Source organism: Streptomyces sp. XY431, from assembly GCF_001279805.1.
Lineage (GTDB): Bacteria > Actinomycetota > Actinomycetes > Streptomycetales > Streptomycetaceae > Kitasatospora > Kitasatospora purpeofusca.
In genome coordinates, this window is sequence record NZ_LGDO01000457.1 from 1 (window position 1) to 23428 (window position 23428).

The window sequence follows — 23428 nt, forward strand, 5'->3', positions numbered from 1 at the left end:
GGTCCGGGGGGTGATCGGGAAGAATGGTGGTGGACCAGCGGTCGGGAACCAGGGAGCGCGCAGTGAGGGTGGCCGGCGGAGGCGGGCGGGGGCGGCGGCGGGGGCCGGGGAGCGGGATGGCCGAGGCGCTGGTGCTGCCGGGGGTGGTCGCGGGGGCGTTGGGGGCCGCCGCGGCGGCGTCGTTCGGGGCCGGCGGGGGCTGGTGGGGGCGGCGCGGCGGTGACGGCATGCGGGCGGACGCCCGGGCGGCCAGGGACGCGGCGCAGCAAGCGTTCTACGACGTGGACTCGACCCAGCGCGAGGTGCGGCTGGCGGTGGAGACGGTGCGTTCCGTCGGGGACAGTGCGACGGCCCGGCGGGCAGCCGCGGACTTCGAGGCGATCTCGGGCCGGGTCGACCAGGTGACTGTGAACTACCTGTCCGCCCTGGACGCGCACGACCTGGACGCGGAGGAGCTGGAGTCCGGTGCGGCCGCGCGGGCCAAGCACCAGCTGGACGATGTGAAGGGCCAGCTCGGTTCGGCGCTGTCGGAGCTGAACGACTTCCTGCGCAGGCTGCAGCCGACGCTGGAGCGGGCCGAGTCGCAGCTGATGCGGGTGGCCCCGGCGGTGGAGCAGGCCAAGCGGGCGCTGCTGGACGCCAGTAACGCGCTGGACGTGGCGCGCGGCGCCGGGCTGCGGGCGGACGGGCCGGCGGCGCGGCTGGCCGAGTTGGCGCCGGAGCTGGGGCGGCTGAACGAGGGGGTGGCCCGGCACGGGGTACCGGACACGCTGGAGCGCGCGGAGCGGGTGAAGGAGCGCGCGGAGGCGATCGCGGCGGAGGTCGGGCACCTGCCGGAGCGGGCCCGGGAGATCGACCGGCGGGTGGCCAGTCTGCGGACCAGGATCCAGGCGCTGGAGACCAAGGCCGGCACGGTGCCGCCGGCGCTGAGCGAGTTGCGCCGGCGGTTCTCCGCCTCGTGCTGGCAGGACCTCCAGCGGGTGCCGGACCAGGTGGCGGAGGCCGGGCGGGCCGCCGAGGTCAAGTTGGCCGAGGCGGCGCTGGCCCGGGACGAGCAGCGGTGGGCGGATGCCACGGGGGCACTGGGGACGGTGCGCGCGCTGCTGGACACGGCGGACGGGTCGGTGGTCGCGGTGAACGAGCGGCTGCGGCAGCTGAACGAGGTGCAGATCGACCCGAACAAGGAGGTCGAGCGGGCCCGGTTCGCGCTGCGGGACGCCCAGCGGCTGGCGATGGCCGGGCGGCACGCGCCGGATCCGCGGCACGCCGCGCCGTTGGACGCTGCGGTGGCCCGGCTGGACCGCGCGGTGGCCGAGCTGGAGGCGGCCGGGCGGCACCCGGACTACTGGCGGTTCCTGACCGAGTTGGCGGCGGTGCGGGAGTCGGCGGCGAACGTGGTGGAGCTGATCCGCGGCGAGCTCGGGGGACAGAAGTAGGAGCCGGGGCACAAGAAGAAGCAGAAGCAGAAGTAGGAGCGGAAGCGGGAGCGGGTGCCGGTGGCCCGGATACGCTGGCGGGTATGCCTCGTTATGACTTCCGCTGCCGCTCCTGCGGCGCCACGTTCGAGCTCCGCCGCGCGATGGCGCAGGCCAACGACCCCGCCGTCTGCCCGCAGGGCCACCCGGACACCGTGAAGCTGCTGTCGACCGTCGCCGTGACCGGCGCGGCCTCCGGCGGCGCCGCGCCGCAGCAGGCCCCGTCGGCCGGTGGCGGCGGGGGGTGCTGCGGCGGCGGCTGCTGCGGCTAGCCGGACTCCCTGGCCGGAATCTAGGCGCTAGGCGCCGAAGGCCGGAGTGGGGACCGGAGTCCCGACCTCGCCCCGGACCCGGGACAGGAAGCGGCGGGCGATCTCCTCGCCCGCCGCGACGCCGATCTCGTCGAGGGCGGTGACCCCGGGGGCCGTCCAGCCGGTGTCGGCCAGTTCGCCGTGGCCGGGGCGCCAGGCGGCGTCGGCGGCGAGCAGCAGGTCGGCGTCGAGCAGCGAGTCGCCGGCGGACAGCACCGTGGACGGGCCGACCCGGCGGACGACCTCCGCCAGCGCCGCGCTCTTGCTGAGCGGCGCCGGCACCGCGTACACCTTGCGGCCCTGGAGCGAGACGGTCCAGCCGCGTTCGGCGCACCAGCCGGTGAGTTCGGCGATCCAGCCCGCCGGCAGTTCGGCGCGCTCGACGACCAGGTAGGCGAACAGCTCGTCGGCCACCCGCCGCTTGTGGGTCCACTCGGGGTCGGCGCAGAGGGCCAGGTGCTCGACCACCTCCGCCAGCGGAGCCGCCCCCTCGGCCAGCCGGCCGGCCATCTCGGTCTGCCAGTCCTCGTCCGGCACGCCGTCGACGAGCAGCCGGCCGCCGTTGGCGCAGATCGCGTAGGGCGGGACCCAACCGGGCGTCGGGCCGGGCAGGTTGACCCGCTCGTACTGGGCCCGGGTGCGGGTGGTGGCGGGGACGAGCACGGCCTCGCGGGCGAGTTCGACGAGCAGCGCGGCGGCCTGCTCGGTCATGAAGGACAGCGCCTTGCCGTCGTGCACCTCGACGGAGAGCAGGCGCGGCGCGAGCCGGTCCGGCACGTCCAGGGCGAGGGCCCGGTTGGAGTAGATCAGGGTGCGGTCGAGGTCGCTCGCGACGACGAAGCGCGGTGCGGCGGCGGATCCGCCGTCCGGGCGTGCGTGACCACTCATCGGGCTCAGGACTCCTTGGTGAGGACGGCCGTGCCGGAGGCGCCGGTCGCCCCCCGGGTGTAGCGGGGGTGGATGAGGCCGACGCAGGAGTACGGCAGGTCGTCCACCTCCTCGACCGGCACTCCCCGCTGGGCGGCGAGCAGCCGGACATGGTCGAGGTCGGCGCCGGCGCCGCGGCGGGCGAGCACCCGCCAGGGGACGCGGCGCAGCATGACCCGGGTGGTCTCGCCGACGCCGGGCTTGACCAGGTTGACGCTGTCGATGCCGTACTCGGCGCTGATCCGCTCGACGGCGGCCCAGCCGGCCCAGTCGGGGGCGCGCTCCTCGGCGTGCTCGGGGGCGAGGAACCGCTCGGCCGCCGCGAGGGCCTCGGCCCGGACGTCGGCGAAGTGGTCGGCGACGGTGTCCAGGAAGGCGCCGGAGACGTCGGCGCCGGCCAGCTCGGTGTAGTGCTTGGCGCCGTGGAAGTCGTCGGGGCCGATCAGGTCGGAGCGCAGCACGGTGCGCGAGACCAGGCCGGAGACGGTCGAGTTGAGGCAGGCGGAGGGGATCAGGAAGTCGTCCCGGGTGCCGAAGGTGCGCACGCAGCGGCCGGGGTCGGCGAGGACGGCGAGGTCGGGGTCGAAGCCGGTCCCGGCGAGGGCCTCGGCGAGTTCGCGGGTGATCGCGCCCTTGCCGGTCCAGCCGTCGACGAACACCACGTCGGCGGCCCGGTGGTGGGCGTCGAGGTAGCGCAGCGCGGCCGGGTCGATGCCGCGGCCGCGGACGATCGAGACGGCGTAGTGCGGGGCGTCGAGGCCGTGTCCGGCGGCGAGCCAGCGGCGGATCAGGATGCCGACCGGCGTCCCGGCGCGGGCCAGCGAGGCGAGCACCAGGCCGGGGCCGCGCTCGCGCAGCAGGGTCTCGGCGACGGTGCCGACGGCGAGCGCGATCCGTCGGGCGGAGACCCGCAGCGCCTGGTGGAACAGCTCCTGGTACTCGGGGCTCGGCTGGTACTCGACCGGCAGCGACTCGGCGTAGTGGGCGCCGCCGCTCTGCACGGCCTCCTCGCGCTCCTCGGTGGGCGCCTCCAGGTCGACGCCGGTGAGGTCCTTGAGCAGCCAGGCCACTTCGTCGGCGCGGTAGGAGGAGAACTCGGGGCCGTACAGCGGACGCGCCGGAGCCGCCGGGGTGGCGGGGGCGGTCGGCCGGTGGGACGGCAGGACGGCGAGCACCACCCGGTCGGTGACCCGGCGCAGCTGGCCGAGCAGGGCGCGCTCGCCCTCGTGCAGGGCGGGGGTGTCGGCGGTGTCGTCGACCACCAGCACCACGGTGCCGAAGCGGCGGGCCGGGTCGGTGCCGGGGGCGACGTTGTAGGCGTAGCGCTCGCGCGAGGAGTCGTCGGCCGGGTCGTCGTGGGCGGGGAAGGCCAGCCGGGTGCGGATGGCGTAGCCGGGGTCGTCGACGGCGAGGACGGGCGAGCGGGTGGTGGTGGAGTAGCGGACGCGGTCGGTGCCGCCGGGCAGCCGCTCGGCGAGGGCGTCGGCCAGCCGCAGCGGCGCGTACATCAGCTCCTCGAAGCCGAGCACCAGCACCCGCGCACGGTCGGCACCGGCAGCGCCGTCGGGGTCGACCGCCGCCGCCAGCCGCTCGGCCAGACCGGGCAGCGCCGCCTCCAGTCGCGCCCGGTGCTCCCGGGTGAACCCGTGCCGCCCGCCGTCGGGCAGCCCGGCCGGCCAGTCCAGGTCGACCCGCACCAGCGGGGCGACCGGGGCGGCCGGCGGCTCGGGCGCGGGGCCGGCCTCGGCGATCAGCCGCTCGGCCCGGTCCAGGACGTCGGCGGGCAGTTCGACGCCGCCGTCGGCCAGCGCCACCAGGTCCAGCCGGACGCCGAGTTCGGCCGCGGTGTCGGCGAGCCGGCGCCGGTCGGCCGGGCCGCGCAGGTCGACCAGCGCGACCACCACGTAGTGCTCGCGCGGGTGGTTGGCGTGCAGTTCGCGGATGGTGTTGAGCACGGTGGTGCCGGTGGAGAACTCGTCGTCCACCAGGACCAGCGGGCCGTCACCGGCGAGCAGCCGGGGGTCCGCGGGCAGCAGCAGGTGGGAGGTGGCGTGCGAGTGCTCCTCCTCGAAGCCGCCGACCGGGGTGAGGCCGGGCACCGGGCGGCGGGTGGAGTGCAGGTAGGGGGCGTCCAGGCCGTCGGCGACGCTGTGGCCGAGGCCGGTGGCGGTCTCCGCGTAGCCGAGGACGACGGCGCGGGCGACGGCCTCGCCGCCGAGCGGGTCGAGCAGGTCGCGGACCCGGCGGCCGAGCTCCAGTCCGGCGCCGTGCACCACCGCGGGCTGCTGCGGGACGTGCTTGCCGAGCACGGTGGACACCAGCAGGTGGGCCCGCTTGCGGTTCTCCCGCAGGGCGAGGCCGACCAGCTCGGGGAGGCGCTCGGAGCCGGTCAGTGTGACGCCCGCCCGCTCGGCCACCCAGCGCCCGGTCCACTCCCCCGCTCCCGCGGGCCCCTCGGCGCTCGCCCCGAAGGAGCCGACGCCCCCGACGCCCCCGACGGGGCCGAGGGTCCCGTCCGTCCCGTCGGCCCCAGTGGTCCGGTCCTGCTGCGCTGCTGTCACTACGGGTCCTGTCTTCGGTCTTTGCGGTGGTGCGGTGGGCAAGGTTGACGGGCCGAGCGAGCGGCTCAAAGGCTCAGCGGTTCAACGGCAGAGGCAGGCCGAGAGCAGCTCCGCGAAGCTGACGTCCTCCCGGGCCACCCCGAACACCTCGGCGCGCAGCAACACCCGCTCCGCCCAGGCCCGGTGGGGCTTCGCCTCGTTCATCTTGTTGGTGTACGCCGAGCGCAGCACCCCGCCCCCGCCGCGCTCCTGCTGGAGGATGTCGTGGGCGTCGCTGTACTCCTCGTGCGTGACGACGGAGAGCGCGTGGACGGCGGGCACATGGCTGGGGTGGATGCAGGTCTTGCCCAACAGGCCGTTGGCGCGGTCGAGTTCTATCTCGCGGATGAGCCCGTCCAGGTCGTGCTCGATGATCCGCCGGCGGACGGCCTCGCGCGAGGGCTCGGCCTCCGCGAACGGGGTGCGGCGCAGCTGCGGCTTGAACATCCGCTCCTGGACCGGGAAGTACTCCCAGACCGGGCCGGTGACGGTGAACCCGGTGCCGTCGGCGCGGCCGAGCACGTTCACCACGTCGCCGATCACCGAGGCGACCAGTGCCACGTCGTACGCGGTCAGGTCGGGCGAGCGGCGCAGGCCGTACGCGGAGCAGAGGTCGGTGACGCCGAGGCGGACGGCGAGGACGCGCTCGCGGTGCTTGTCGAGCAGCCTGGCTATGCCGAAGAGCTGGTCGCGGCGGGTCTCCAGGTGGGCGAGTTCGGGCGATTCCAGGACGGGCATCGCGAACAGCCGGCGCCCGGTGGCGGCCTCGGCGGCGGCGAGCGCCTCCAGGAAGTCGCCGCCGGTGTCCTCGGTGAACTTCGGCAGGACGAAGCCGGTGAGCAGCCCGATCGCGGGTCCGAGCCGGCCGGCGAGGTCGGTCAGCTGCGCGGGGGTCCGCACCCTGACGAAGAGGAGGGGAAGATCCTGTGTGCAACCGGTGGAGATTCCACCCGGGTCGACACCCTCCGTCACAGCGGACCCGACACCCTCCGTGACGCCGGACCCGGCACTCTCCGTGACCTCCGCCCAGAGCTCGCCGAGCCGGGCCACCAGGTTGGCCTCGGCGTCCGGGACCTCGTGGTCGGCGATGGCGTCCTCCAGGCAGAGCACCATCGAGACGACGCCCTGTGCGGCCTGCTTGCGGATGTCCGTGCGCAGGGTGGTGCGGGTGGCCGGGCTGTAGAGGGTGGCGCCCAGCGCGGTGGCGAGCACGGCCGCCGCGCTGTCGGCGGTGAACTCCCCGGGAGCGCTGAGAAAGAGCCGGTCGCGGACGTCGTCCGCGAGGTGGCCGAAGTGGCGCAAGGTGCTCTCCTCAGGAGGTTCGGCCGCCGGTCCGGCGGAGGCGGGGAAGGACGGGGATGGACGGTGGCGACACTCGGTCCAGCACCCGGTTCAACCGGCTCGGCGGCCGTGGTGGTTCCCGGTCCGGCCCCGTCCGGTCACCGTTGTCCGGTCCAGGAGCCCCCCGCCCGCCCATCGTACGGACGGTGCCGGGTCGTGGAGGGTTCCGAAACATCGAATTCTCGGAAGGTTACCTTCCACTTCACAAAGCGCAAGCGTTGGCAAAGTCCCCCCACAACGCCTCCTCCGGTCACGTTGTCCGAAGGGGTGGCGAACAGGCAGGATGGTCGGCTATGACGCACGTGATGGCCAAGGGCGCCAACATCGCACTGCCGGTGGCGGCTGTCCGCGCCGTGCTGCGCTGGAGCGCCACGCCCGGTGCGCCGGACGTGGACGCCTCCGCGCTGCTGCTCGGCCCGGGCGGCAAGGTCCGCTCGGACGCCGACTTCGTCTTCTACAACCAGCCGCGCCACCCGTCCGGCCTGGTGCGCCACCTGCCCAAGCAGCAGACCGCCCACGGCAGCGAGATCACCGACACCGTCGAGGCCGAGCTCGGCAAGCTGCCGGCCGACGTGGACCGGGTGGTGCTGGCCGGTTCCTCCGAGGGCGGCACGTTCCGGGCGGTGAGCGGGCTGCGGCTGCTGCTGTTCGACGCCGCCGCCGGGGACGGCGTGCCCGCGCTGGCCGAGTTCGCGATGGCCGACGGGGACGAGGTGACCGCGCTGGTCGCGGGCGAGCTCTACCGCCGGGCCGGCGCCTGGAAGTTCCGCGCGGTCGGCCAGGGCTACGCGTCCGGGCTGATCGGACTGGCCACCGATTTCGGCATCACCGTCGAGGACGAGGGCGACACACAGGCCAGGGCCGCCGCCGGCCCGCCCGTCGGCGACCCCCGGGCCGCCCTGCCCGACCCCCGGCCGGCCGGCCGCCCCGAGCCGGGCACCTTCACCCTGGCCCCGGCCGTCCCGCAGCCCGCCGCCGCGCAGCCTCCGGCCACCGCCCCGGCCGCCGCCGCGCAGGCCGGTGGTGCACAGGCGCCGACCGGCGTCCCGGCCAACACGCCCCCGCCGCCGCCCAAGCCGCCGACGGTGCCGCCGAACCTCCCGCCCGCCCCGACCGCGCCGCCGGCCGGACGGCCCGGGTACGGCTACCCGCCGCCGAACACCGCGCCGCAGTCACCGCAGTCACCGCAGTCACCGCAGCAGGGCGGCGGCTACGGCTACCCGCCGCCGGCCCCGCGCCCGGGGTACGGCTACCCCCAGCAGCAGCCCCCGGCGCCCGCTCCCGGCTACGGCTACCCGCCCCAGCAGCAGCCGGGCTACGGCTACCCGCCGCCGAACACCGCGCCGCAGCCACCGCAACAGGGCCAGCAGGGCCAGCAGGCTGCCCAGGCACAGGCCCAGCCGCCCGTCCCGCAGCAGCCGGCCCCGCCCGCCGAGGAGTTCGCGCTGCCCCCGCAGGGCCCGCAGTTCCAGCCGCGCTGAGCCGCACGCCCACCCGCACACCACCGAGCCCGTACACCACCGAGCCCGCACGCCCCGAGGAGTCGGAACCCCCGGCCTCACTCCGCCTTGTAACCGCGCTGCCACTGCATCCCGAAGCCGTACAGCCGGTCGATGTCCGCCTGGAACCCGTTCACGTACCGCACCTCACGCCGCACCGTGAGCGCGTTGTCACCGGTGTTCTCGATCAGCACCACCGCACAGGAGCGGGCCGCCGACGCCCGCTCCTCCAGATGGACCTCGATCCGCGGCCCGGACTGCGGCACGATCGTCACCACCGCGTTGGTCTGCTCGAAGGCCGGCGTGCCGTCGTAGATGTACACGAAGATCAGCAGCCGCTTGAACTGGTCCTTCTTCTCCAGGTTGACGTACATCGTCTCGCCGGACGGCGCCCCGTACTGGTCGTCGCCGCTGAGCTTGATGTACGGCGGGTGCTGGAGGTCGCCGAAGAAGCCGCCCAGCGGCTGCACCACGCCCCGCTTGCCGTCGGACAGCTCGTACATGCAGGCCAGGTCGAGGTCCACGTTGACCTGGGCGTTCTGGCTGGAGTCCGGCTCCATCGGGCTGAGGATGCGCGGGCTGAACACCCGCCGCAGGGAGTCCCTGGCGCTCGCCCTCGGGGCTCCTATCCGGGTGGTCCAGTGCAGGTTGACGTAGAGGTAGCCGGTGGTCGCCGCCGCACCGGTGATCGCGTGGTGCGGCGAGGACTTGGTCAGGGTGACCTTGAACTGGCCACCCGTGTCGAGGGCGTTCCGCTCTCCGCGCAGGTACTCCCAAATCGAGGCCATGCCGTCCTCCCCCAGCCGCGCCAGCCGTTCTGACGGTCCGCCGCTCCATGATCGGGCATCAGCCCGCCCGCGGGTACCCGAAGTCCCCTACCCGCCGCCGCCCGCCGGACACCGGCCGGACACCGGCGGGTCGATTGGCGGGGTGAAGCTCACCTCCCGTACCATGCGGCCACTTCGGACGCGATATCGTCTAGCCGCACAGGTGTCCCGCCCGCCCGCCCGGGCGCGTCGGCGCACCCGTCCGACGACGACGCTTCGTCAGGCCCGGTCCCGGGGACGGATCCTGATCATCGTGTCGCACTTGAGACCTTTGTCCCCTGCGGAAACCCGAGGCCCGACCCGCAATGAACCTGACCTCCATACAGCTGGTCTGGACCGTCATCGGCGGTGTAGCCCTGCTGTTCACCGCCATCCTGGTGGCGACGCTGCGCTTCAAGAACAACAACCGGAAGGACGACTCCAGCGACTCCTGGGAGCGTAGCGAGGAACGCCGCCGACGCAAGGAGATGGTCTACGGGATCTCCTCCTACGTCCTGCTGTTCTGCTGCGCCGGCGTCGCGGCCGCGCTCTCCTTCCACGGCCTGGTCGGTTTCGGCAAGGAGAACCTGGGACTCTCGAACGGCTGGGAGTACCTGGTCCCGTTCGGCCTGGACGGCGCCGCGATGTTCTGCTCGGTGCTCGCCGTCCGCGAGGCCAGCCACGGTGACGCGGCCCTCGGCTCCCGCCTGCTGGTCTGGGTGTTCGCGGTCGCCTCGGCCTGGTTCAACTGGGTGCACGCCCCGCGCGGCATGTCCCACGACGGCGCCCCCGAGTTCTTCTCCGGCATGTCGATCTCGGCCGCGATCCTGTTCGACCGCGCGCTGAAGCAGACCCGCAAGGCCGCGCTGCGCGAGCAGGGCCTCGTCCCGCGCCCGCTGCCGCAGATCCGCATCGTCCGCTGGCTGCGCGCGCCCCGCGAGACCTACGCCGCCTGGTCGCTGATGCTGCTGGAGAACGTCCGCAGCCTGGACGAGGCCGTCGACGAGGTGCGCGAGGAGCGTCAGGCGAAGCTGGACGCCAAGGTGCGGGCCCGCAGCGCCGACCGCCGCGAGCGTGCCGAGCTGAAGGCGATCTCCCGCCAGTCGGGCGGCATGCTGTCCCGCAACCGCAGCGGCCGCCAGGTGCCCGCCCTCGCCGCTGCCGGAGACGGCCCGAGCGCTACGGAGCCTGCCCTAGCCGTTGAGGTGGACGCCTTCTCCTCCCGCACCTCCGGCTCGCTGCTGGACTCCGCGCCGCTGAGCGCCCTGGAGACCCGCCGCTCGCGCGGCTCCGAGTCGGTCTCCGGCTCGTCCTCCTCCTCGTTCTCCTCGTCGCTCTCGTCCTCGTCGTCGCTCTCGTCCTCGACCTCGTCGACGTCGGCCTCGTCCTCCGCCTACCGCTCGACGGTCGACCTGACGCCGGACGACGACACCCTGTCGATGCCCAAGCTCGACTCCCTGGAGCGCAAGCTGCGCGCCATCGAGCAGCAGCTCGGCTGAGCAGCGGGAACCGCACGCAGAACGCCGAACGGCCGTTCCCCACTCGGGAGGAACGGCCGTTCGGCGTTTACCGGGGGACCGGCAGGACAGTCCTAGCTGTCGCTGCCCACCAGTTCCCGGTCCCCGTCGCCCCCGCCGTCGGCGCCCTCCCGGCGGTTGCGCAGGACCGACGAGCCGAGCGCGAGCCCGATGAAGGCGACGCCGATCAGGCCGGTGACGATCTCCGGGATGTGGTACTCGATGCCGACCATCAGGATCACCGCGAGCGCGCCGATCGCGTAGTGCGCGCCGTGCTCCAGGTAGACGTAGTCGTCCAGGGTGCCCTTGCGGACCAGGAAGACGGTCAGCGAGCGGATGTACATCGCGCCGATGCCGAGGCCCAGGGTGATCTGGAAGATGTCGCTGGAGATGGCGAACGCGCCGACGACGCCGTCGAAGGAGAACGAGGCGTCCAGCACCTCGAGGTACATGAAGAGGAAGAACGCGGCCTTGCCGCCCACCTGCACGATGGACTTGCCGGTCTTCTCCTGCGCCTCCTCCTTCTCGGCCTCCTCCTCCAGGCCCGCCTCGAAGACCGAGGAGAGGCCGTTCACCGAGAGGTAGGTGACGAGGCCGAGCACACCGGCGAGCAGGACCGTCTCGGCGTGGTCACCGGCGAAGAAGTTGGCCGCCAGCAGCAGGGTGACCAGGGCGACGACGGTGGAGAAGGCCTCCAGCTTGCCGACCTTCTCCAGCGGACGCTCGATCCAGGCCAGCCAGTTGTAGTCCTTCTCCTCGAAGATGAAGTCGAGGAAGATCATCAGCAGGAAGACGCCGCCGAAGGCCGCGATGGCCGGGTTGGCCGCTTCCAGGTACTGGCCGTAGGTGAGGCCCTCGTAGGTCTTGTCGCTGTGCAGCGCGAGGTCGATGACCGTGGCCGGGTTGAGGTGCGCGGTGAGGCCGACGACCAGCAGCGGGAAGATCAGCCGCATACCGAAGACGGCGATCAGCACGCCGACGGTGAGGAAGATCTTCTGCCAGTACGGGTTCATCCGCTTCAACACCGTGGCGTTGACCACCGCGTTGTCGAACGAGAGGGAGATCTCCAGGATGGAGAGGATCAGCACGATGCCGAATCCCTCGGCTCCCCAGAGCAGGCCGGCGGCGATCAGCCCGAGAATGGTGATCGCGAATGACCAGCCGAATGTGCGGAGGAACACGGGACTTGGTTACCTTTCGGGTTCATGGCGTCGACGAGGTCGACGTTCGCCGGGATTGCGTCCGGACGCGCCGGAGCGCCGAACGGAACGATCACAGCGATGAGGGCCTTTACTGTACGTTTACGCCGAAATCGAGGGCAATGCCCCGCAGGCCCGAGGCATAACCCTGGCCCACCGCGCGGAACTTCCACTCACCGGCGTACCGGTACAGCTCGCCGAAGATCATCGCGGTCTCGCTGGACGCGTCCTCGCTGAGGTCGTAGCGGGCGATCTCCTGACCGTCCACCGAGTTGACCACCCGGATGTAGGCGTTGCGGACCTGGCCGAAGTTCTGCCCCCGGTTCTCGGCGTCGTAGATCGACACCGGGAAGACCACCTTGTCGACCTGCGGCGGCACCAGGTCCAGGTTGACCAGGACGACCTCGTCGTCGCCGTCGCCGTCACCGGTGAGGTTGTCGCCGGTGTGCTCGACCGAGCCCTCGGGGCTCTTGAGGTTGTTGTAGAAGACGAAGTACTCGTCACCCAGCACCCGGCCGCTGGCGCACAGCAGCGCGCTCGCGTCGAGGTCGAAGGGCGCACCGGTCGTCGACCGGGCGTCCCAGCCGAGACCGATCTGCACCTGCGTCAGATTCGGCGCGGCCTTGGTGAGCGAGACATTGCCACCCTTGGCGAGCGTGACACTCATTGGCGGTCCTTCCTCCCTTGCCTCCCGGGGCGCATCTCAGGTCTATTCCCCCGCGACCCCGGCCGGCCCCTTCCGGCCGGCTGAACTTTCCTGAACTCCCATCCTTCCAGTGCGGCCGAGCAGGTCGTAGCCCGGGCACGGCAAACCCCGCACCGACCCAAGGCGAACGGCCGGGGCGGCCGCCGACGCTCTCGCGTCCGCGGCCGCCCCGGCCGTGGTTCACCACCGGGCCGTCACCGGCCCTGCCCCGACTCAGACGTTGACGCCGAAGTCCTGGGCGATGCCGCGCAGGCCGGAGGCGTAGCCCTGGCCGATCGCGCGGAACTTCCACTCGGCGCCGTTGCGGTACAGCTCGCCGAAGACCATCGCCGTCTCGGTGGAGGCGTCCTCGGTGAGGTCGTACGCGGATGAACGCGTTGCGGACCTGGCCGAAGTTCTGCGAGCGGTTCTCGGCGTCGTAGATCGACACCGGGAAGACGATCTTCTGCACGTCGGCCGGCACGGTCGCCAGGTTGACCTTGATCGCCTCGTCGTCGCCCTCGCCCTCACCGGTGAGGTTGTCACCGGTGTGCTCGACCGAGCCGTCCGGGCTCTTCAGGTTGTTGAAGAAGACGAAGTTGCCGTCCGCGCCGACCTTGCCCTGGTCGTTGCAGAGCAGAGCGCTGGCGTCCAGGTCGAAGTCCGTGCCCGTGGTGGTACGGACGTCCCAGCCGAGGCCGACCAGTACGGCGGTCAGGCCCGGGGCCTCCTTGGTGAGCGAGACATTGCCGCCCTTGCTCAGGCTGACACCCACTTGTCCTCCAAGATTCGGGAGGCACTCCTCGGTGCCCCCGTGGTGCGGTCCGAAACTCCGGCGGCGAACCGCCCCGAGCCTCTGACCAGCCAACGGACCGATCGTAGTGCGGGGTTCCCGTCCGCGCCGGGGAACCGCGTGGACCCGGTGCCCGCGACGCCCCGGAGCACGCCGGGGAACCGCGCGGACCGGGGCGCCCGGGAGGGCTCAGAGCGCGCCGAGGGCCGCCAGGTACTCCTGCTCGTCACGGGCGTCCGGCAGGCCGTTCACGACGCTCCAGCGGACCACGCCGGCCTTGTCGATCACGAAGGTGCCGCGGACGGCGCAGCCCTTCGTCTCGTCGAAGACGCCGTAGGCGCGGGAGACCTCGCCGTGCGGCCAGAAGTCGGAGAGCAGCGGGAAGTCCAGGCCCTCCTGCTCGGCGAAGATCCGCTGGCTGAACGGCGAGTCGTTGGACACGCCCAGCACCTGGACCTCGTCGTTCTGCAGGCGCGGCAGCTCCTTCTGGATCGCGCAGACCTCGCCGGTGCAGACACCGGTGAACGCGAACGGGTAGAAGACCACGACGACGTTCTTCTCGCCCCGGAAGTCGGAGAGCCGGACCGGCTCGCCGTGCTGGTTCTTGAGCTCGAAGTCCGGAGCCTCGGTGCCGATCTCGATGGCCATGCGGTGACCTTTCCCACTCGACGCGACTGGGCCGCGCGGGTGACGCGGCGAGCGCCATCCTCGCATTCACCGAGACCGGTTGAGCCGAACGGGTGAGGGCTGCGCCGTCCGGGGCCACCGCTTTCGCCCTGGGCGAACGGTTCGGCCGTCCGGGTCCGGGCGCCCCCCGAAGCACCCCCGGACGGCCGTCCGGGGAAACGGACCGGGCCCCGCCGGAGGAAGGACTCCGGCGGGGCCCGGTGCGGCCGTCGGGCAGGACTCAGCGCTTGGCCGGCTTGGCCGTCGACTTGGTCGCCAGGCGGGTCGCGGCCCAGTCCTTGGCGATCGCGATCGAGCTGGTCTGGGAGAGGCCCGCGGTCTTCGCGGCATCGGCGATGTCCGAGGCCTCGATGTGGCCGTCACGTCCGGTCTTGGGCGTCAGCAGCCAGATCAGGCCGCCCTCCGCCAGGTATTCCAGGGCGTCGACGAGGGAGTCGGTGAGGTCTCCGTCGTCGTCGCGGTGCCACAGCAGGACGGCGTCTGCGACGTCGTCGTAGTCCTCGTCGACAAGATCCGTCCCGGTGATCTCCTCGATGCCCTCGCGGAGGTCCTGGTCACTGTCTTCGTCGTACCCCAGCTCCTGGATGATCTGGCCCTCGTCGAAGCCGAGACGGGCTGCCGGGTTGGACTTGTCCGCGGGGTCCGCGGTCGCGCTCACGGGAATAACCTCCAGTATTCGGCCCGGCGTCCATGCCGAGGCTGTGGCCGTAGTCCACACGGGCGCGGCGGTTCGCGCAAGTACCCGACCCCCGATCCCCTCCAAAGGTTGACGTGTCGCACGGGAACACGCCGGGCGACGTGTCGGGAATCACACCGATTTGCCCTTCTCTGCACAAGACAAGGATGCTTCGGGAGGTCCCGGTCCACAGGCCGTACGCACGCCCGAGATGCGAACAGCATTCGGGTCCGCGCGTGCGCGGGCGTAGAGTCTCCTGTTGGCCCTCACCCCGGCCGTCCGCCATCGGACGGGCGGGAAACCAGGTCGGACCACCTCTGTTCGTAACACCCGGGGGTGTGCGGCACGGACGACGCTGTCCGAACCGCACATCGCCAGACCGTTCCTTCTGTTGGGCGGAACGGTTACCGATCGGTAGAGATGACGGATCTCCGAGCGCGGTAGCACGATGGAGGCGGCGCGACACACCTCAGTTTCGACCGACAGTGAAGGAACAGCGTGGCTTCCGGATCCGATCGCAACCCGATCATCATTGGCGGCCTTCCGAGTCAGGTCCCGGACTTCGATCCCGAGGAGACCGCGGAATGGCTGGAGTCGCTCGATGCGGCAATCGACGAGCGGGGGCGTGAGCGTGCCCGTTACCTGATGCTGCGGCTGATCGAGCGCGCCCGCGAGAAGCGTGTCGCCGTGCCCGAGATGCGCAGCACGGACTACGTCAACACCATCGCCACCAAGGACGAGCCGTTCTTCCCCGGCAACGAGGAGATCGAGCGCAAGATCCTGAACGCGACCCGCTGGAACGCCGCGGTGATGGTCTCCCGGGCGCAGCGCCCGGGTATCGGGGTTGGTGGGCACATCGCCACCTTCGCCTCCTCCGCGTCGCTCTACGACGTCGGCTTCAACTACTTCTTCCGGGGCAAGGACGCCGAGGGCGAGTCCGGCGACCAGATCTTCTTCCAGGGTCACGCCTCCCCCGGCATCTACGCCCGTGCCTTCCTGCTGGACCGGCTCACCGAGCAGCAGCTCGACGCCTTCCGCCAGGAGAAGTCGAAGGCCCCCTACGGCCTCTCCAGCTACCCGCACCCGCGGCTGATGCCGGACTTCTGGGAGTTCCCGACCGTCTCGATGGGCCTCGGCCCGCTCGGCGCGATCTACCAGGCCCGGATGAACCGCTACCTGGAGCACCGCGGCATCAAGGACACCTCCGACTCGCACGTCTACGCCTTCCTGGGCGACGGCGAGATGGACGAGCCCGAGTCGCTCGGCCAGCTGTCGCTGGCCGCCCGCGAGGGCCTGGACAACCTCACCTTCGTGGTCAACTGCAACCTGCAGCGCCTCGACGGCCCGGTCCGTGGCAACGGCAAGATCATCCAGGAGCTGGAGTCGCAGTTCCGCGGCGCCGGCTGGAACGTCATCAAGCTGGTCTGGGACCGCAGCTGGGACCCGCTGCTCGCCCAGGACCGCGACGGCGTCCTGGTGAACAAGCTGAACACCACGGTGGACGGCCAGTTCCAGACCTACGCCACCGAGTCCGGCGCGTACATCCGGGACAACTTCTTCGGCGGCGACCTGCGGCTGCGCAAGATGGTCGAGAACATGACCGACCAGCAGATCCAGCACCTGGGCCGCGGCGGCCACGACCACGCCAAGGTCTACGCGGCGTACAAGGCGGCCCGCGAGCACAAGGGCCAGCCGACGGTCATCCTGGCCCAGACGGTCAAGGGCTGGACGCTCGGCCCCAACTTCGAGGGCCGCAACGCGACCCACCAGATGAAGAAGCTGACGGTCGAGGACCTCAAGCGCTTCCGTGACCGGCTGCACCTGCCGATCACCGACAAGCAGCTGGACGAGGGCTACCCGCCCTACTACCACCCGGGCAAGGACTCGGAGGAGATCCAGTACATGCACGACCGCCGCAAGGAGCTGGGCGGCTACGTGCCGACCCGCAAGGTGCGGCCGCGGCAGCTGGAGCTCCCGGGCGACGACGCCTACAAGGCGGTCAAGAAGGGCTCCGGCAACCAGACCATCGCCACCACCATGGCGTTCGTCCGGGTGCTCAAGGACCTCATGCGGGACAAGGGCATCGGCAACCGCTTCGTGCCGATCGCGCCCGACGAGTACCGCACCTTCGGCATGGACTCGCTGTTCCCGTCGGCGAAGATCTACAACCCGCTGGGCCAGACCTACGAGTCGGTCGACCGCGACCTGCTGCTGGCCTACAAGGAGTCGCCGACCGGCCAGATGCTGCACGACGGCATCTCCGAGGCGGGTTGTACCGCCTCGCTGATCGCCGCCGGCTCGTCCTACGCCACCCACGGCGAGCCGCTGATCCCGGTCTACGTCTTCTACTCGATGTTCGGGTTCCAGCGCACCGGCGACCAGTTCTGGCAGATGGCCGACCAGCTGGCCCGCGGCTTCGTGATCGGCGCCACCGCCGGCCGCACCACGCTGACCGGTGAGGGCCTGCAGCACGCCGACGGCCACTCGCACCTGCTGGCCTCGACCAACCCCGGCGTCGTCGCGTACGACCCGGCGTACGGCTTCGAGATCGCGCACATCGTGCAGGACGGCCTGCGCCGGATGTACGGCTCCAGCGCCGAGCACCCGCACGGCGAGGACGTGTTCTACTACATGACCGTCTACAACGAGCCGATCAAGATGCCGGCCGAGCCGGAGAACGTGGACGTCGAGGGCATCCTCAAGGGTCTGCACCGGTACGCCCCCGGCACCGCCGGCCAGATCCCGGCCCAGATCCTCGCCTCCGGCGTGGCCGTGCCGTGGGCCCTGGAGGCCCAGCGGATCCTGGCCGAGGAGTGGAACGTCAAGGCCGACGTCTGGTCCGCGACCTCCTGGAACGAGCTGCGCCGCGACGCGGTGGAGGCCGAGGAGTTCAACCTGCTGCACCCCGAGGAGCAGCAGCGCGTCCCGTACGTGACCAGCAAGCTCCAGGGCGCCGAGGGCCCGTTCGTCGCCGTGTCCGACTGGATGCGCGCGGTGCCGGACCAGATCTCGCGCTGGGTGCCGGGCCAGTACCAGTCGCTGGGTGCCGACGGCTTCGGCTTCGCCGACACCCGCGGTGCGGCCCGTCGCTTCTTCCACATCGACGCGCAGTCGGTCGTGCTGAGCGTGCTCACCGAGCTCGCCAAGCAGGGCAAGATCGACCGCAGCGCGCTGAAGGACGCGATCGACCGCTACCAGCTGCTCGACGTGGCGGCGGCCGACCCGGGCGCCGCGGGCGGCGAGGCCTGAGCGCCCCGCTGATCCCCTGAGGGCCGGTCCCCCCGCCGTGTGCGGGGGGACCGGCCCTTCGCCGTTCCCCGGAGCGCTCCGGCTGCCTCTTAACCTTCCCGAGAGTCACCCTTAAGGTGTCCCGAGGGGGCGTGGGGAGGGGGCCGGGTACCGTGCGCACACCGAGGACGGGGGCCTTTCCCCTGGCGGTGCTGGTCGGGGTGACGACCGGCGCCCTGCTGTCCCAGCTGCTGCCCGCTCCGGAGGAGATCGGCGGGCCGTCGGTGGCCCTGCCGGCCCCCTCGGACCGGGCCGTGGTCGAACTGGTGCCGGTGCCGGTGCCGACGGCGCCGCGAACCGTGCCCGGACCGGCCGAGTCCGCCGGGCCGGAAGGACCGGCGGGTCCCGAGGCGCCCGGACCGTCCGCGCCGCCGAACGCCCCGAACGCCCCGGACGGGCCCGCCGAGCCGGCCGCGTCCGCCCCCACCGCGCCCGGCCTCCCCGTTGCTCCCGGCGCCCCGGTCCGGCCGCCGGCCCTCGGGCTGGTCGCCGCCGAGGTCCCGGCGGGCAGCCCCGGCCCGCCCGCGTCGGCCCCGCCGTCGGCACCGGCCCCGGACCGGACCGGGTCGACACCTCCGCCCACCGCGCCGCAGCCCGCGCCGTCCACCGGGCCGACCGCACCGGCCGTCCCGCCGACCGCCGGGACCGGCGGGACCGGCGACGCCGGGGCCGCGACCACGGCCCCCGGCCCGACCCGGACCCCGACCGCCCCGCCGGCCGGTGGCGGGAGCGGGAGCGGCGGCGGCCACTTCGGCCCCAGCCAGGTGCTGCCCGCACCGAGCCCGTCCGCCACCCTCTCCGAGGAGGAGTACTGGCAGCGGGCCGAGGCCTGCTGGACCGCCGCCGAGACCGACCCCTCGCTGGACTGCCCCACCTCCTGACGCCGCGTCGCCGCGACCCCTCGGGGCCGCGGAAGCACACCGGCCCCGGACCGCGGGAACGGTCCGGGGCCGGGGCCCGGCGGGGGCAGGGGGCTGCTCAGATGTGGACGGCGGGACCGGCCTCGGTGGTGCCGCGGCGGGTCAGCAGTCCGAGCACGGCGGCGGCGAAGGCGACCACCGAGGCGACCGCGAAGGCCAGCGACATCCCGCTGACGAAGGAGTCGTGGACGGCGCCGGCCATCGCGTCGACCACCTGCTGCGGGGTACCGGCCGGGGCGGGCGGGGCGATGCCGAGCTGGGCGGCCTGGTTGAGGCCCTCGGCCTGGCCCGGCTCGACCGGGGGCAGGCCCGCGCCGGCCCAGTTGCCGGGCAGCACGTCGGTGACCTTGGCGGCCATCAGCGCGCCCAGCACGGCGGTGCCGAGACTGCCGCCGACCTGCATCGCCGACTGCTGGAGGCCGCCGGCGACACCGGACAGCTCCATCGGCGCGTTGCCGACGATGACCTCGGTGGCGCCGACCATGACCGGGCTGATGCCCAGGCCCATCAGTACGAACCAGAGCGCCATCACGCCGTTGCCCGAGCCGGAGTCCAGGGTGGACATGCCGAACATCGCGACGGTGGTGATCAGCATGCCGGCCACGATCGGGACGCGCGGGCCCAGCTTGCCGATCGCGATGCCGGCCACCGGCGAGCCGATGATCATCATGCCGGTCATCGGCAGCAGGTGGACGCCCGCCTGGACCGGCGTCATACCGTGCACGTTCTGCAGGTAGAAGGTCACGAAGAAGATCGCGCCGAAGAACGAGAAGGCCATCAGGACCATCAGCAGGACGCCCGCCGACAGCGGCACCGAGCGGAACAGGCCGAGCGGGATCAGCGGCTCGCGGGCCTTGCCCTGCCAGAGCGCGAAGAGCACCATCAGCACCACCGCGCCGCCCAGGAACAGCACCGTCCTGGTGTCGCCCCAGCCCCACTCGGGGGCCTTGATGATGCCGAAGACCAGCGCGAACATCGCCACCGAGAGCAGCACGATGCCCGGGACGTCGAAGGACCTGGCGGCGTTCTCGGCCCGCACGTCCTTGAGGATCCACAGGCCGAGGCCCAGCGCCAGCAGGCCGACCGGGATGTTGATGAAGAACACCGACTCCCAGCTGACGTGCTCGACCAGCAGGCCGCCGACGATCGGGCCGGCCGCGGTGGAGGCGCCGATCACCCCGCCCCAGATGCCGATCGCCATGTTGAGCTTCTCGGCCGGGAAGGCCCCGCGCAGCAGGCCGAGCGCGGCCGGCTGGAGCAGCGCGCCGAACAGGCCCTGGAGCACGCGGCAGGCGATCACGGTCTGGATGTTGCCGGCGAAGCCGATCGCGGCCGAGGTGGCGGCGAAGCCGACCGCGCCGACCAGGAAGGTGCTCTTGTGGCCGAACCGGTCGCCGATCTTGCCGGCCGTGATCAGGAAGACCGCGAGGGCCAGCAGGTAGCCGCTGGTCACCCACTGGATCTCGGAGGGCGCGGCGTTGAGGTCGGCCTGGATCACCGGGTTGGCGATGGCGACGATCGTGCCGTCCAGGGCGACCATCATCACGCCGACGGCGACGGTGAGCAGGGTCAGCCAGGGGTGTCCCTGGAGGCTCCTCCCACCCGGCGAAGTGCCGGACGGCGGTGTGTCCGCCGTGGCGCTCTTGGTGAGGGACTGACTCATCTGGGGCCCTCCGGGGCTGACTGCGCACGGACATGGTCGTGGCGCCCCGGCCCACCCGTCCCCACGAGTACCCGGCCCGACGGGCGCCACTCCGGCAGATTATGTCAGCAGCTGACATTCGGCAAACACTGCCTTCTGCCACCGCCTGCCATTTGTCAGAGGGCTACAGTAGCCTCCGGAACACCAGCCCGATCACCCTCCGGAAGGCGCCCGCCATGGCCGCTCAGTCCGCTCCTCCCGCCGCCGCCCCGGAGCCCGGGCTGCGCGCGCGGAAGAAGCAGCGCACCCGGGACGCCCTCATCGAGGCCGCGCACCGGCTCTTCCTCGGGCAGGGGTTCGCCAGCACCACCGTCGACGAGATCGCCTCCGCGGTCGACGTCTCGCAGCGCACCTTCTTCCGCTACTTCGCCAACAAGGACGAGGTCGCCCTCGCCGTCCTCGCCGAGGCCGAGGACCACTTCATCGAGCTGCTGCGGGCCCGCCCCGCCGAGGAGGGCCCGCTGCGGGCGCTGCGGGCCGCGATCGTCGGCTCCTGGCGCGAGCGCGGCTCCGCCCACCCCACCGGACCGTGCTCGGTGAACGCCGCACTGGAGCTCATCCGGATGATCGAGGACACCCCCACCCTGCTCGCCGCCCACCTGCGCCGGGTCGCCGAGCAGGAGCGCGTGGTGATCCGGGTGCTCGCCGAGCGCGAGGGCCTCGACCCGGCCGAGGACCTGCGGCCCGCCGTCCTCGCGGCCGCGTTCGGCGCCGTGCTGCGCGCCGCCCACCTGTCCTGGACCTCCGACCAGGAGGACGTCGGACCGGAGGGCATGATCGCGCTGATCGACCGCCATCTGGACCAGCTCGGCCCGGCCCTGGTCGGCGACTGGCGCTCCTGAGCCACCGGCCCGCCCACCCCCTACCGGGGTACTACGGGGGACCCGGCACCCCGGGGGGACGCCCGCCGACCCCGCCCGCCCTAGGCTGACCGGATGATCAAGCCGTTCGCCGGGCCCGCCCCGGCCGGTCCGGTGCGCGCGCTGCTCGCCCCGCTGACCCGCCCCTCCGCGGACCACGCCCCGCTGCTGGGCCAGTCCCCGCGCCGCTGGGTCCGCCGCCTCCCGTATCTCGCCGCCGTGGCCGCGATCGCCTCGCTGCTGCCCACCGGGATCAACGTGCTCAGCAGCGACTACGGGATCTCCGTCGGCCTGGCCGCCGCCCTCTCGGTCGCCCAGACGGTGCCGCTGCTGCTCGCCCCGACCCGGCCGCTGCCCGCCTGGTGGATGACCGCCGGCGCCGGCCTGCTGACCGCGCTGGCGGTCCTCTTCGTCGGCACCGGCCCCACCGGCCCCTGGCCGTGGCCGCCGCCGGTGCTGGTCGGCTACCTCCTCCTGATGCTGCCGCTGGCCCTGCGCGAGCCCCGGCGGACCCTGGTCGCGGTCTGGCTGACGACCGCGGCGGCCGGCCTGGCGATGTCCCCGCTGGGCTTCACCGACCGGTTCGGCGCGGACGACAACCTGCTCGCCACCGCCCTGACCGGCGCCGTCCTGGTGCTCGGCGGGGCGCTGCGCGAGCGCGCCGAGGCCGCCCGGCGGCTCGCGGAGCAGGAGCACATCAGCGAGGCCGAGCGCGAGCGGCGCACCCTGCTGGAGGAGCGCGCCCGGATCGCCCGCGAGCTGCACGACGTGGTCGCCCACCACATGTCGGTGATCGCGGTGCAGGCGGCCAGCGCGCCGTACCGGATCGCCGGGGTCCCGGACGAGGCGGCGGAGGAGTTCACCGCGATCGCCGGGACGGCCCGGGAGTCGCTGACCGAGATGCGGCGGCTGCTCGGCGTGCTGCGCAGCGAGGACTCCGGCGCCGAGACGGCGCCCCAGCCGGGGATCGGCCAGCTGGCCCAGCTCGTCGACACGGTGCGCCGGGCCGGGGTGGCCGCCGAACTCGCCCTCGACCCGGAGCTGACGGACGACGCGCTGCCCCCGGCCGTCGGCCTCTCCGTCCACCGGATCGTCCAGGAGGCGCTGGCCAATGTGGTCCGGCACGCCCCGGGCGCCAGGGCCTGGGTCTCGCTGACCGCCACCGGGGAGTCCCTGCTGGTCACCGTGGTCAACGCGGCCCCGCCCGAGCGCACCGGATCGCTGGAGGGCTCGGCCGAGGGCACCGGCCACGGGCTGGTCGGCATGCGGGAACGCGTCCGGCTGCTGGGCGGGCGGCTGGACACCGGCCCGCTGGCGGACGGCGGCTTCCGGGTGGCCGCCGTCCTGCCCGTCACCGGCCTGACGGATACTCGGTCGCAGGACAGCCGGCCGAGCGGCACCGCGTCCCCCGATCCGGACGGGACGCCGGCCGAACCGTGGAACGCCCCGGGGGAGAGCACCGTATGACCATCCGCGTGATCATCGTCGACGACCAGGCGATGGTACGGGCCGGATTCGCCGCCCTGCTGGGCGCGCAGAGCGACATCGACGTGGTGGGGGACGCGGCGGACGGCGCGCAGGCCCTGGAGGTGACCGGCCGCACCCACCCGGACGTCGTACTGATGGACGTCCGGATGCCGGTCATGGACGGCCTGGAGGCCGCCCGGCGGCTGCTCGACCCGGCCGTGCCCGGCGCCCACCGCCCCAAGGTGCTGATGCTCACCACCTTCGACGTCGACGACTACGTCTACGAGGCGCTGCGGGCCGGCGCCAGCGGCTTCCTGCTCAAGGACGCGCCACCGGCCGACCTCATCGCCGCCGTCCGGGTGGTGGCGGCCGGCGAGGCGCTGCTCGCGCCCTCGGTGACCCGTCGGCTGATCGAGGACTTCGCCCGCACCCGGCCGGCCCGGCGCCGGGACCCGAAGCTGCGGCTCAACGGCCTGACGCCGCGTGAGACCGAGGTGCTGGAGCTGATCGCCCGCGGCCTGTCCAACCAGGAGATCGCCGCCGGGCTGGTCCTCGCCGAGCAGACCGTGAAGACCCACATCGGCCGGATCCTGGCCAAACTGGACCTGCGCGACCGTGCCCAGGCGGTGGTGCTCGCCTACGAGTCCGGCCTGGTGACGCCCGGGCAATGACGCC

18 protein-coding genes and 1 pseudogene are annotated in these 23428 nt (G+C 72.8%); 9 read left to right on the forward strand and 10 right to left on the reverse strand.

The genetic code is table 11. The features are described from left to right. Positions 1 to 116 precede the first annotated feature (116 nt). Together ADK60_RS28550 and ADK60_RS28555 are read left to right on the forward strand one after the other, a co-directional pair. Positions 117 to 1436: a coiled-coil domain-containing protein gene (locus tag ADK60_RS28550; protein WP_234371305.1), complete on the forward strand. Its 1320-nt coding sequence runs from the start codon at positions 117 to 119 to the stop codon at positions 1434 to 1436. A gap of 83 nt (positions 1437 to 1519) precedes the next feature. After that, positions 1520 to 1747, forward strand: a complete 228-nt coding sequence (locus tag ADK60_RS28555) for an FmdB family zinc ribbon protein (protein ID WP_045938537.1) — start codon at positions 1520 to 1522, stop codon at positions 1745 to 1747. Positions 1748 to 1774: 27 nt separating this feature from the next. Here ADK60_RS28555 and ADK60_RS28560 read toward each other — a convergent pair whose 3' ends face one another. The 3 genes from ADK60_RS28560 to ADK60_RS28570 all read right to left on the reverse strand — a co-directional run bounded on the left by ADK60_RS28560 (position 1775) and on the right by ADK60_RS28570 (position 6615). Then, entirely contained in the window at positions 1775 to 2674 is a 900-nt protein-coding gene (locus ADK60_RS28560) for an HAD family hydrolase (protein WP_053649744.1), read from the reverse strand. 5 nt (positions 2675 to 2679) lie between these two features. Next, complete coding sequence (locus ADK60_RS28565) at positions 2680 to 5130, reverse strand: phosphoribosyltransferase (protein WP_053649859.1); 2451 nt, start codon at positions 5128 to 5130, stop codon at positions 2680 to 2682. A gap of 225 nt (positions 5131 to 5355) precedes the next feature. Then, positions 5356 to 6615: an HpcH/HpaI aldolase/citrate lyase family protein gene (locus ADK60_RS28570; RefSeq protein WP_053649746.1), complete on the reverse strand. Its 1260-nt coding sequence runs from the start codon at positions 6613 to 6615 to the stop codon at positions 5356 to 5358. A 332-nt stretch (positions 6616 to 6947) separates the two neighbouring features. Here ADK60_RS28570 and ADK60_RS28575 point away from each other — a divergent pair, with 332 nt between their 5' ends. After that, positions 6948 to 8135 (forward strand): TerD family protein, encoded by a 1188-nt coding sequence (locus tag ADK60_RS28575; protein WP_053649748.1) that lies wholly within the window; start codon positions 6948 to 6950, stop codon positions 8133 to 8135. 77 nt (positions 8136 to 8212) lie between these two features. Here the strand turns inward: ADK60_RS28575 and ADK60_RS28580 are convergent, their stop codons facing one another. Further along, a complete protein-coding gene (locus tag ADK60_RS28580) occupies positions 8213 to 8941 on the reverse strand; it encodes a Tellurium resistance (RefSeq protein ID WP_053649750.1) in 729 nt (242 codons plus the stop codon). 344 nt (positions 8942 to 9285) lie between these two features. Here ADK60_RS28580 and ADK60_RS28585 point away from each other — a divergent pair, with 344 nt between their 5' ends. Further along, on the forward strand, positions 9286 to 10458 hold the full coding sequence (locus ADK60_RS28585) for a DUF2637 domain-containing protein (protein WP_053649752.1): 1173 nt from the start codon (positions 9286 to 9288) through the stop codon (positions 10456 to 10458). A 92-nt stretch (positions 10459 to 10550) separates the two neighbouring features. Here the strand turns inward: ADK60_RS28585 and ADK60_RS28590 are convergent, their stop codons facing one another. The 5 genes and pseudogenes from ADK60_RS28590 to ADK60_RS28610 all read right to left on the reverse strand — a co-directional run bounded on the left by ADK60_RS28590 (position 10551) and on the right by ADK60_RS28610 (position 14498). After that, the gene (locus tag ADK60_RS28590; protein ID WP_053649754.1) at positions 10551 to 11657 is read right to left on the reverse strand and encodes a DUF475 domain-containing protein; all 1107 of its coding nucleotides are present in this window, start codon (positions 11655 to 11657) and stop codon (positions 10551 to 10553) included. Between the two features lie 109 nt (positions 11658 to 11766). Further along, entirely contained in the window at positions 11767 to 12342 is a 576-nt protein-coding gene (locus ADK60_RS28595; protein ID WP_053649756.1) for a TerD family protein, read from the reverse strand. Positions 12343 to 12594: 252 nt separating this feature from the next. Further along, positions 12595 to 13135 (reverse strand): annotated as a pseudogene (locus ADK60_RS28600) (TerD family protein). Between the two features lie 207 nt (positions 13136 to 13342). Next, positions 13343 to 13801 (reverse strand): peroxiredoxin, encoded by a 459-nt coding sequence (locus tag ADK60_RS28605; protein WP_045938525.1) that lies wholly within the window; start codon positions 13799 to 13801, stop codon positions 13343 to 13345. Positions 13802 to 14060: 259 nt separating this feature from the next. Continuing rightward, positions 14061 to 14498, reverse strand: coding sequence for a DUF3052 domain-containing protein (locus tag ADK60_RS28610; protein WP_030395852.1), 438 nt, complete (start codon positions 14496 to 14498; stop codon positions 14061 to 14063). Positions 14499 to 15014: 516 nt separating this feature from the next. On the opposite strand from ADK60_RS28610, the gene aceE reads away from it, so the two are divergent. Together aceE and ADK60_RS28620 are read left to right on the forward strand one after the other, a co-directional pair. Next, positions 15015 to 17765 carry a pyruvate dehydrogenase (acetyl-transferring), homodimeric type gene (gene aceE / locus ADK60_RS28615; protein ID WP_045938524.1) on the forward strand — a complete coding sequence of 917 codons (2751 nt, stop codon included), beginning with the start codon at positions 15015 to 15017 and terminating at the stop codon, positions 17763 to 17765. Between the two features lie 152 nt (positions 17766 to 17917). Further along, positions 17918 to 18685, forward strand: a complete 768-nt coding sequence (locus tag ADK60_RS28620) for a hypothetical protein (RefSeq protein ID WP_159400628.1) — start codon at positions 17918 to 17920, stop codon at positions 18683 to 18685. Between the two features lie 97 nt (positions 18686 to 18782). Here ADK60_RS28620 and ADK60_RS28625 read toward each other — a convergent pair whose 3' ends face one another. Then, complete coding sequence (locus ADK60_RS28625; RefSeq protein WP_053649760.1) at positions 18783 to 20387, reverse strand: MFS transporter; 1605 nt, start codon at positions 20385 to 20387, stop codon at positions 18783 to 18785. A gap of 215 nt (positions 20388 to 20602) precedes the next feature. Here ADK60_RS28625 and ADK60_RS28630 point away from each other — a divergent pair, with 215 nt between their 5' ends. From ADK60_RS28630 to ADK60_RS28640, 3 genes are all read left to right on the forward strand, one after another. Next, complete coding sequence (locus ADK60_RS28630) at positions 20603 to 21268, forward strand: TetR family transcriptional regulator (RefSeq protein ID WP_045938522.1); 666 nt, start codon at positions 20603 to 20605, stop codon at positions 21266 to 21268. 93 nt (positions 21269 to 21361) lie between these two features. Further along, positions 21362 to 22753 (forward strand): sensor histidine kinase, encoded by a 1392-nt coding sequence (locus ADK60_RS28635; RefSeq protein ID WP_063783284.1) that lies wholly within the window; start codon positions 21362 to 21364, stop codon positions 22751 to 22753. Continuing rightward, on the forward strand, positions 22750 to 23424 hold the full coding sequence (locus ADK60_RS28640) for a response regulator (protein WP_030395846.1): 675 nt from the start codon (positions 22750 to 22752) through the stop codon (positions 23422 to 23424). The genes ADK60_RS28635 and ADK60_RS28640 overlap by 4 nt, the downstream gene beginning before the upstream one ends. The last annotated feature ends 4 nt before the right edge of the window (positions 23425 to 23428 follow it).

What these genes read in the sequence shown, in the direction of transcription:
- ADK60_RS28585 (WP_053649752.1), top strand. Translation starts at nt 9,286, where the DNA reads ATGAACCTGACCTCCATACAGCTGGTCTGGACCGTCATCGGCGGTGTA.
- ADK60_RS28580 (WP_053649750.1), bottom strand. Translation starts at nt 8,941, where the DNA reads ATGGCCTCGATTTGGGAGTACCTGCGCGGAGAGCGGAACGCCCTCGAC.
- ADK60_RS28575 (WP_053649748.1), top strand. Translation starts at nt 6,948, where the DNA reads ATGACGCACGTGATGGCCAAGGGCGCCAACATCGCACTGCCGGTGGCG.
- ADK60_RS28555 (WP_045938537.1), top strand. Translation starts at nt 1,520, where the DNA reads ATGCCTCGTTATGACTTCCGCTGCCGCTCCTGCGGCGCCACGTTCGAG.
- ADK60_RS28560 (WP_053649744.1), bottom strand. Translation starts at nt 2,674, where the DNA reads ATGAGTGGTCACGCACGCCCGGACGGCGGATCCGCCGCCGCACCGCGC.
- ADK60_RS28630 (WP_045938522.1), top strand. Translation starts at nt 20,603, where the DNA reads ATGGCCGCTCAGTCCGCTCCTCCCGCCGCCGCCCCGGAGCCCGGGCTG.
- ADK60_RS28640 (WP_030395846.1), top strand. Translation starts at nt 22,750, where the DNA reads ATGACCATCCGCGTGATCATCGTCGACGACCAGGCGATGGTACGGGCC.
- ADK60_RS28635 (WP_063783284.1), top strand. Translation starts at nt 21,362, where the DNA reads ATGATCAAGCCGTTCGCCGGGCCCGCCCCGGCCGGTCCGGTGCGCGCG.
- ADK60_RS28625 (WP_053649760.1), bottom strand. Translation starts at nt 20,387, where the DNA reads ATGAGTCAGTCCCTCACCAAGAGCGCCACGGCGGACACACCGCCGTCC.
- ADK60_RS28550 (WP_234371305.1), top strand. Translation starts at nt 117, where the DNA reads ATGGCCGAGGCGCTGGTGCTGCCGGGGGTGGTCGCGGGGGCGTTGGGG.
- ADK60_RS28605 (WP_045938525.1), bottom strand. Translation starts at nt 13,801, where the DNA reads ATGGCCATCGAGATCGGCACCGAGGCTCCGGACTTCGAGCTCAAGAAC.
- ADK60_RS28595 (WP_053649756.1), bottom strand. Translation starts at nt 12,342, where the DNA reads ATGAGTGTCACGCTCGCCAAGGGTGGCAATGTCTCGCTCACCAAGGCC.